The sequence below is a fragment of the Bifidobacterium sp. W8112 genome (genome assembly GCF_016101425.1).
In the GTDB taxonomy this organism is placed as follows: Bacteria; Actinomycetota; Actinomycetes; order Actinomycetales; family Bifidobacteriaceae; genus Bombiscardovia; species Bombiscardovia apousia.
The window spans coordinates 1,086,293-1,094,078 of sequence record NZ_JACFQN010000001.1; the positions used below are offsets into that span (position 1 = coordinate 1,086,293).

Below are 7,786 nucleotides of genomic sequence, written 5' to 3' on the forward strand. Positions count from 1 at the left end.
GCTGCTGAGATAACTGCGTCCGCGTCTGGCACAAAGGAATAGATACAACGTTAGTATTCATTTGGGCAGCTATTCGAATATTTACCATTGTGTATTTGAAAAAGAGTAGTTCAGAATACTTGATTTGTCAGGCAATCGTATATAGAGTACATTGTCAGTTAAGAAGTACAAGGTTGTATTAAATATCAGGGCGCTGATGCACTGGCATCGGTTCCCGGGTTTAAGACAACGTTGTTTCGCTTCATTCGGTATGGAGGTAGCAGAGGAATGGAATCCATGGCGCAAACCCGTCAGAGACGGTCGTATATGCATGTGGACGGGAGGTATCAGTTAGCGGCGGTCGATGATAGGCTGTTCGGCTCATTCGTCGAGCACCTTGGTCGGTGTGTGTATACGGGGATTTACGAACCTGACCATCCGAGAGCCGATGGCCACGGATTCAGGCAGGATGTCATCGATCTGGTAAAGGAACTGGGTGTTTCGACCATTAGATATCCTGGCGGCAACTACGTGTCAGGCTACCGTTGGCAAGACGGAATCGGTAACCCTGCCAGCCGGCCACGTCGGCTTGATTTGGCATGGCATTCCACTGAAACCAATCAGTTTGGCCTCCATGAGATGGAGGACTGGCTTGCTGAACTCGGCGGCAATGAGCTGATGGAGGCTGTGAACTTGGGGACACAGGGGATCCAGGAAGCCCTGGATCTTTTGGAGTACTGCAACATTCCCTCTGGAACAGCTCTATCGGATTTGCGACGCCAGAATGGGGCAGACCGGCCTTTCAACATCCGTATGTGGTGTTTGGGCAATGAGATGGACGGTCCCTGGCAGCTAGGCCATTGCGATGCGATTGATTATGCCCGGATGGCGGCCAAGACTGCGGCAGGAATGAAGCAGCTTGACCCGGATCTGGATTTGGTCGTCTGCGGTTCTTCCAGCCATGCCATGGACTCGTTCGGCGAATGGGAACGGACAGTGCTGGAACATACCTATGATTATGTGGATTTCATCTCTTGCCATGCCTATTACCAGCCTCACAATGGCGATATGGAGAGTTTTCTGGCCTCCGGGGTTGATATGAACTCCTTCATCAGGGATGTGTCCGCAGTGATTAACTCTGTGAAAGCCGAGCGGCATAGTGATCATCAGGTTTATATCTCCTTTGATGAATGGAACGTGTGGTATCAGGATGGGGAGAAATCAAAGAATCCAGAGGGTATCGACAACTGGCCGATCGCACCCCGCCTTCTTGAAGATACATATACTGTCACTGATGCCGTTGTCTTCGGCGACCTGCTGATCACCCTTCTGCAAAATGTAGACGTTGTTAGGTCTGCTTCTTTGGCACAATTGGTAAATGTCATAGCCCCCATCATGACCGAGCCGGGCGGGGATGCCTGGAGGCAGACGATTTTCTATCCATTTGCTTATGCTGCACGATATGCCAAGGGCGGTACGGTATTGTCTGCTCCGCTGGAAAGCTCTGAGCACCATACCAACCTCTACGGCACGGTGGCCGATGTCAATGCTGCAGCTGTTCAGCGCTCTGACGGCACACTGGCGGTGTTCGTCGTCAATCGTTCGGCGAAAGGCGACAATCAATTTACCGTTGACCTCGGCGAGAGTGCCTCATATTCACAGGTTGAAGCCTTTACCCTCCATGATGATGATTCACAAGCCGCAAATACGGCTCAGAAACAAGAAAGGGTGGTTCCTTACCGGAACAGAACCGCAGTCATCGAAAACAATGGCAGGCAGGGATGCGTCACGCTTCCTCCTGTGTCTTGGACGATGCTGTTGTTCGCATGAATCAGTTTTGCCGCCCAACAAGGAAGTGGGCGGCAGAGTTCAAAAAGGAGAAAAGATGAAAACAGCACGACTCATGGGTGCGTCGGTACTGGTAGCTGTGATGGCGTTGGCAGCAGGAGCTTGCGGTTCTCCTGGATCGCCCTCTGGCTCGTCTAATAACGAAGCATCCCAAGTGCATAACGATGCCAAAGCCAACGATACTGCCAAATGCCGCAATACGGTTAAAAAGCCCAATGCTGAAAAGGTGACTGTATGGGCTTGGTACCCTGCTTTCGGCAAGCTGGTTGATCACTTCAATGAAACACATGATGATCTTCAGGTCTGCTGGACCAGCGCCGATCAGTCTGCCAAGGCATACTCTCGATTCAACACCACCATTAAGGCCAAGTCCGGTGCTCCCGATGTGATTCAGCTCGAGTATGCAGTTATGCCACAATTCGCGTCAGGTGTGGAAAAGCATCTGGTGGACCTGTCGAAGTTCGGCGTAGATAAGATCCGGAGCAATTACACGGCAGGCGCTTGGAAAGATGTCCAACTGGGAGGTTCTAAAGGAGTCTACGGAGTGCCGGTGGATGTGGGTCCTGTGGTCATGTATTACCGCAAGGATATCTTCGACAAGTATCAGGTCAAGCCGCCAACGACTTGGGATGAGTATGAACAAGCGGGGCGTGAGCTCAAGCAGAAGGGCTACGCAGGGCATATAGGCAACTGGCAGCCTAATGGCACGCTGTTCAACTACGCCTACTACGATCAGAATGGCGCTAAAGTCTTCAAGTATTCAGCCAATGATCCTGAAAATGTCGGTATCAACATTAATTCCGACAAGGTAAAGAAAGTCGTCTCCTTCTGGCAGAAACTAGCCAAGGATGACATTGTTGCGACGGATGATACAGACACTGCAGAATGGAATAAGAAGAACGTCGACGGTTCCTATGCGACAATCATCCATGCCTCTTGGCTGGTCGGATACCTCAACGGTGTCAGCGGAGTGCAGGAGGGATCACAATGGCAGATTGCCAAAGCCCCTGTTTGGGACCAGTCAGATCCTGATGTCAACTGCGGCGGCTCGGGAATGGCTGTGACTGATCAGGCCAAGCATACCGAGGCTGCAGCGAAGGTGGCCATGGAGCTCTTTGGTGATGATGCCGCACAGGATATTGCAGTCAATGACAGCGGCCTGTATCCTACATGGACCAAGAAACTCAGCTCGGCAGCCTTCTTGGATAGGCAGGAGCCGTTCTTCGGCAATCAAAAAATCAATAAGATTATTGCTCCGGTGGCCCAGGGGTACAAAGGATATCAGTTCCTTCCGTTCCAGACATATGCCAATGACGAACAGACCAAGACACTCTCCGCCATTCTCCGAGACGGGAAGAATGCCTCAACGAGCTTGGATTCCTTGCAGCAAACGCTAAGCGACTATGCCAAGCAGCAAGGATTCAAGGTATCTCAGTAAGTCTGGTCGGATCTCATGGGGGGAGCTGATCACTCCCCCCGGGAGGATAAATCATGTCAGCAAAATATGTGTCTGCCAAAAGGCGTCGCCGGCTGAGCAAGGATAATCTGTGGGGTTGGTTCTTCACGCTGCCTTTCGGCATTGTTTTTATTGTATTTCTGGTCGTCCCGCTAGTTTATGCCTTTTACGTGTCCCTTTTCACCTACACGCAAGTGCGTGGAAGTGTTTTCACCGGCCTGGAAAACTATCGACGGGCCTTTTCGGACCCTATATTCCTCAAAGGCATGGGCAGGGTCGTGATCTATACGTTGGTCATGGTGCCGATTCAACTTGGCTTGGCGCTGATTCTAGCCTTGGTTATCGATTCCATGATGACGCGTTTGGCGTCCGCTTCCCGGCTTCTGTTCTTCCTTCCCTATGCCATCCCGGTGGTCATCGGGGCGCTGATGTGGGGATTCATTTACTCGAAGAACCTGGGTCCGTTTACTTCGATCTTTGCCTTATTCGGCCGTCAGCCACCAGATTTTTTGAGTACAAACGGCATATTCGGAGCATTGGTCAATATGGTCACATGGCAGTGGACAGGGTATTACATGGTAATTCTCTACTCTGCCCTGAGAGCCATACCGCATGATCTATACGAATCCGCTAGGTTGGATGGCGCTTCGGAGCTGCAGATAGCTGTTCGGATCAAAACGCCTATGATCAGCAGCTCGTTGGTCATGGTCACGATCTTTTCGTTGATTGGGACCTTGCAGTTCTATACGGAGCCAATGGTGTTGCGCAATAATGCCAACTCGGCCATACCCCCGGAATACACGCCTAATATGTATGCCCAGGCGTTGGCCTTCAACTACAACCAGATTAACTACTCGGCAACGATCTCATTCGCTTTGGGGCTTCTGGTCGTTATTTTCAGTGTGATATTCATGCGGGTTACCCGCAAGCAGTCTGGGTTAGGGGATTAGCATGCTAAAGGAAAAGGATGCGGCTCGTAGAATCGCCCAGCCACATCGCGTGGGTTCGAATCTTCTGTTGATCGTATGCATCATCTATTTCCTGATGCCTGTGTGGTGGCTGGTTGTGGCCGCGACAAAATCCAATTCTGGACTGTTTATGGGTACGGGTGGATCCCTTTGGTTCGACAAGCATTTTGCGCTTTTCGACAATATCAAGGAGCTCAGCACCTACGAAGGGGGCATATATTGGCGATGGCTGCTGAATTCCTTCCTATATGCCTTTGTCGGAGGACTGGGGGCCACTATTATTTCGGTCATGGCCGGTTACGGGTTCGCAAAGTTCAGGTTTGCCGGCAGAAATGCCTATTTCGATATCGTGCTGGGCGCCCTGATGATTCCGACGACCGCCTTGGTCATCCCCACCTTTATTCTGATGTCGCAGATAGGAATGAACGATACGCTCTGGGCGGTTCTGTTGCCTTCGCTGCTGTCGCCGTTCGGCACATACCTGATGCGCGTGTACTGCACGGGATCTCTGCCAGACGAAATGCTGGAGGCGGCGAGGGTTGATGGAGCCGGGGAAATCCGGACCTTCATCCAGGTGGCCCTGCCTATCATGACCCCGGCCATAACCACGGTTTTCCTGCTTTCCGTGGTCAACTGTTGGAACAACTATTTTCTTCCGCAAGTTGTGCTTGCCGATACCAAGCTGTTCCCGATTACAGTGGGATTGACCCAGTGGCAGGCCAAGTCGAATGCCGGCTCAGGGTCGGAGCAGGTATGGAACCTGATTACCTCCGGAGCCTTTATCTCAGTCATTCCTCTTGTCTTGGCCTTCCTTTTCCTGCAGAAGTACTGGGTAAGCGGGCTGACAGCTGGTGCCGTCAAAGAATAGGCAATCCTAGTATGTCCCGTTTGTGCCTCTCGTCGTTTCGGTGGGGGGCACGTATATTCTCGAAGAGGGAGTGATCGTTGCATCCATAAGGAGCGGCAATGCGGAGACGAGTGACCATCAAGGATGTGGCCAAAGAGGCAAACGTCTCCATAAAGACCGTTTCCAACGTGTTGAACCATTCAGGCAGTATGCGTCCCGAGACCAGGGAACGTGTCAAAACAGCCATGGCCAAATTGGGCTATCAGATCAATATGTCAGCCAGATCGCTCAAGACAGGAGCAACGGGCATCCTGGGGCTGGGAATATTCGATTTCACCCAGCCCTTTGGGGCCTATCTGGCTGACAAGGTGATAGAAACCGCCCGTGAGCGTAAGTATGGTGTGGTAGTTAGTACCTATAGCTCGGGCGGGTCAGGTATTCGAACCATTATCGACGAGACCTACCATCTGGCCGCAGATGGGTGGATATTTTTCGTTGAACGGCCCTTGCGCGACAAGGGTATTCTGCTTTCGCAGACCTACCCTCTGGTGATGACCGGGGACTATCGCCCATATGGCAAGGCAGACTTTGTCACCATGCCGAATACTGAGGCAGAGCGATTTGCAACGGGACGGCTTCTTGACGCGGGTTGCAGACGGTTGGCTCTGGTTGGGGCGCCAGCCAAGTACAGTCGCCGATCGGTCTTTTCCGCGGTGGAAGGAACTCAGGAACTCCGGGTCAGGGGATATATACAAGCTTTTGAGGAGCGCGGACTGGAAGTTGATTCCAGTCTTATTGTCAGCCTGCCGCGCCTGATGACCGACGAGGGGATTAAGGCAGCCGATTTCCTCTTGGATGATCATCCTGATGTCGATGGAATCATTTGCTTGAATGATGCAGTTGCTTATGGAGTGATGCATCAAGTTCAAAAAAGAGGTCGTTCGATTCCAGAGGATATTCAGGTAGTGGGGTTTGACAATACCCCAGAGGGAAGCTATTCCAACCCTGCTTTGACGACTATCGACCCTTTGATTGACGACTATGCCCGGGTGGCGGTCAGCATGCTGATTGAGCGAATCAACGGATATGCGGGCCCTGTGCGTACTTATACCACGGGTTTTGAGCTTGTTGAACGTGATTCAACACAGGTTGGAAAAGATGCCGATAAAATGACTCCATGACTGGTCGCATTGCGGTAGTTCCCAGTAGCTCCCGATTATATGGGACGCGGATCAATGGTGCGCGCTTTGTTTTCTCGATGAATCCGGCACCTCCTCATGCTCCTATCATTCTTTACCTCCATGGTGGTCCGGGTGATGCCTGCATTCCGCTGACCATGCGCTACAACGCGGCCTTGGAGCGCGATTTCCGCTTCATCAACCTGGATCAGCGAGGCAGTGGGCTGTCCTATCATCCTTTTGCGCCTGGCGAGGTAGTGACCATCGATTCGATGGTTGAGGACGTTCACCAGTTCGTGCTTGAGCTTCTTCGTGCCTACGGGCAGGATTCCCTCATCCTCATCGGTCATTCATGGGGCAGCGTCCTGGGACTGGAGATGGTGAAGCGGTATCCCTCGCTCGTTCGCTGTTACATCGGTCTTGGACAGGTTGTCAGCATGCGCGCCGCTCTTCGGTTAAGACGGCATTGGGGGCAACAGAGTTTGGGCTCCCGGCTTGGTGCGATCGTCAGCAAGGAGAGCGGGGCTGCCGACGTGGTGCTGATGGTCGATGAGCTGCTGTCGCGTGGCGGGGTTGCCATGCTGTTCGGATCTCTGGGACGGATCATGACCTACCTGCGCTCGCCCTGCTACAACTGGTCGCGTCTGCTCAACCATGTCAAGGGGGTGGCTCAGTCCCGGGCGCGCTTGGACGCTGAGCTGGAGCAGGTCGATTTCAACGGGCAGACCTCTTTCGGGGCCCCTGTTTATTTCATCAGCGGCAAGTATGACCGTCATCTGCCAGGCAGTCTGGTTGAGTGGTTTGCTGATGGGCTGAAGAGCGCGCATCGGTTCATCCGCTTTGACCGTTCAGGGCACTGCCCACAGTGGGACGAGCCAGAACGGTTCGCAGCAACGGTTAAAGCCCTCTGCGTGTAGCGCGCGTAAGAAGGAACTGCAGCCTGGCTGCACGCGTTCATCCGCATGGTGGAAATACCTCTTGCGAAGAACCGAATCTACTAATATGAGTCATTGAAGATATTGGTTTGAGCCTCGCTGAAGAGTGCGCGGGGCTCCTGGATAGGTGAAGGCCAATTGAGCGGGGCTTGGTCGGCAAAAACCGACACGCCGTAGAAACCGCGAAATCATTGGGTTCCACCGTGATTTCAGTATGCCAATTTGCAGGTCAACCCAAACTCGTGTAAGTTTACTTCTTGCTGCCCGGCAGTGATGAGGACTCTTCGGAGGGCTTGGAGCTGTTGGTGTGGTGGTGGTTTGAGAACTCAAGAGCGTGTTTGTGCTACTTATAGCTTTTTGATTGCCAGTCCGGCGCCTTCCCTTGTTGTGGGGTTTCGTGGGAGCGTGTAATTGGTGTCGGGGTTTTTCGTGGGTTGGTTTCCTCCTTATGGAAGCTGGCCCGTCAATTATTGATGTGGGCTGTTTCGGCCTTCTTCATGGTTTTTTGTGGAGGGTTTGATTCTGGCTCAGGATGAACGCTGGCGGCGTGCTTAACACATGCAAGTCGAACGGGA

Annotated in this window: 6 protein-coding genes and 1 rRNA gene; all 7 read left to right on the plus strand. The window is 52.5% G+C overall.

Annotation, left to right across the window (positions count from 1 at the left end; translation table 11 throughout):
* Positions 1-276: 276 nt before the first annotated feature.
* Complete coding sequence (gene arfA, locus H3T92_RS04405; RefSeq protein ID WP_144084788.1) at positions 277-1,809, plus strand: arabinosylfuranosidase ArfA; 1,533 nt, start codon at positions 277-279, stop codon at positions 1,807-1,809.
* A gap of 55 nt (positions 1,810-1,864) precedes the next feature.
* Positions 1,865-3,265, plus strand: coding sequence for an ABC transporter substrate-binding protein (locus H3T92_RS04410; RefSeq protein ID WP_144084787.1), 1,401 nt, complete (start codon positions 1,865-1,867; stop codon positions 3,263-3,265).
* A 53-nt stretch (positions 3,266-3,318) separates the two neighbouring features.
* Positions 3,319-4,233: a carbohydrate ABC transporter permease gene (locus H3T92_RS04415; protein ID WP_144084786.1), complete on the plus strand. Its 915-nt coding sequence runs from the start codon at positions 3,319-3,321 to the stop codon at positions 4,231-4,233.
* A 1-nt stretch (position 4,234) separates the two neighbouring features.
* Positions 4,235-5,119, plus strand: a complete 885-nt coding sequence (locus H3T92_RS04420) for a carbohydrate ABC transporter permease (protein ID WP_024627137.1) — start codon at positions 4,235-4,237, stop codon at positions 5,117-5,119.
* 98 nt (positions 5,120-5,217) lie between these two features.
* Entirely contained in the window at positions 5,218-6,279 is a 1,062-nt protein-coding gene (locus H3T92_RS04425; protein WP_144084785.1) for a LacI family DNA-binding transcriptional regulator, read from the plus strand.
* Between the two features lie 77 nt (positions 6,280-6,356).
* Entirely contained in the window at positions 6,357-7,193 is an 837-nt protein-coding gene (locus tag H3T92_RS04430) for an alpha/beta fold hydrolase (RefSeq protein WP_186279302.1), read from the plus strand.
* Between the two features lie 522 nt (positions 7,194-7,715).
* Positions 7,716-7,786: ribosomal RNA gene (locus H3T92_RS04435) — 16S ribosomal RNA — on the plus strand; the annotation flags it as partial.

Coding starts and splice junctions, on each gene's coding strand:
- H3T92_RS04425 (WP_144084785.1), top strand. CDS start 5,218: ATGCGGAGACGAGTGACCATCAAGGATGTGGCCAAAGAGGCAAACGTC.
- H3T92_RS04415 (WP_144084786.1), top strand. CDS start 3,319: ATGTCAGCAAAATATGTGTCTGCCAAAAGGCGTCGCCGGCTGAGCAAG.
- H3T92_RS04410 (WP_144084787.1), top strand. CDS start 1,865: ATGAAAACAGCACGACTCATGGGTGCGTCGGTACTGGTAGCTGTGATG.
- arfA (WP_144084788.1), top strand. CDS start 277: ATGGCGCAAACCCGTCAGAGACGGTCGTATATGCATGTGGACGGGAGG.
- H3T92_RS04430 (WP_186279302.1), top strand. CDS start 6,357: ATGAATCCGGCACCTCCTCATGCTCCTATCATTCTTTACCTCCATGGT.
- H3T92_RS04420 (WP_024627137.1), top strand. CDS start 4,235: ATGCTAAAGGAAAAGGATGCGGCTCGTAGAATCGCCCAGCCACATCGC.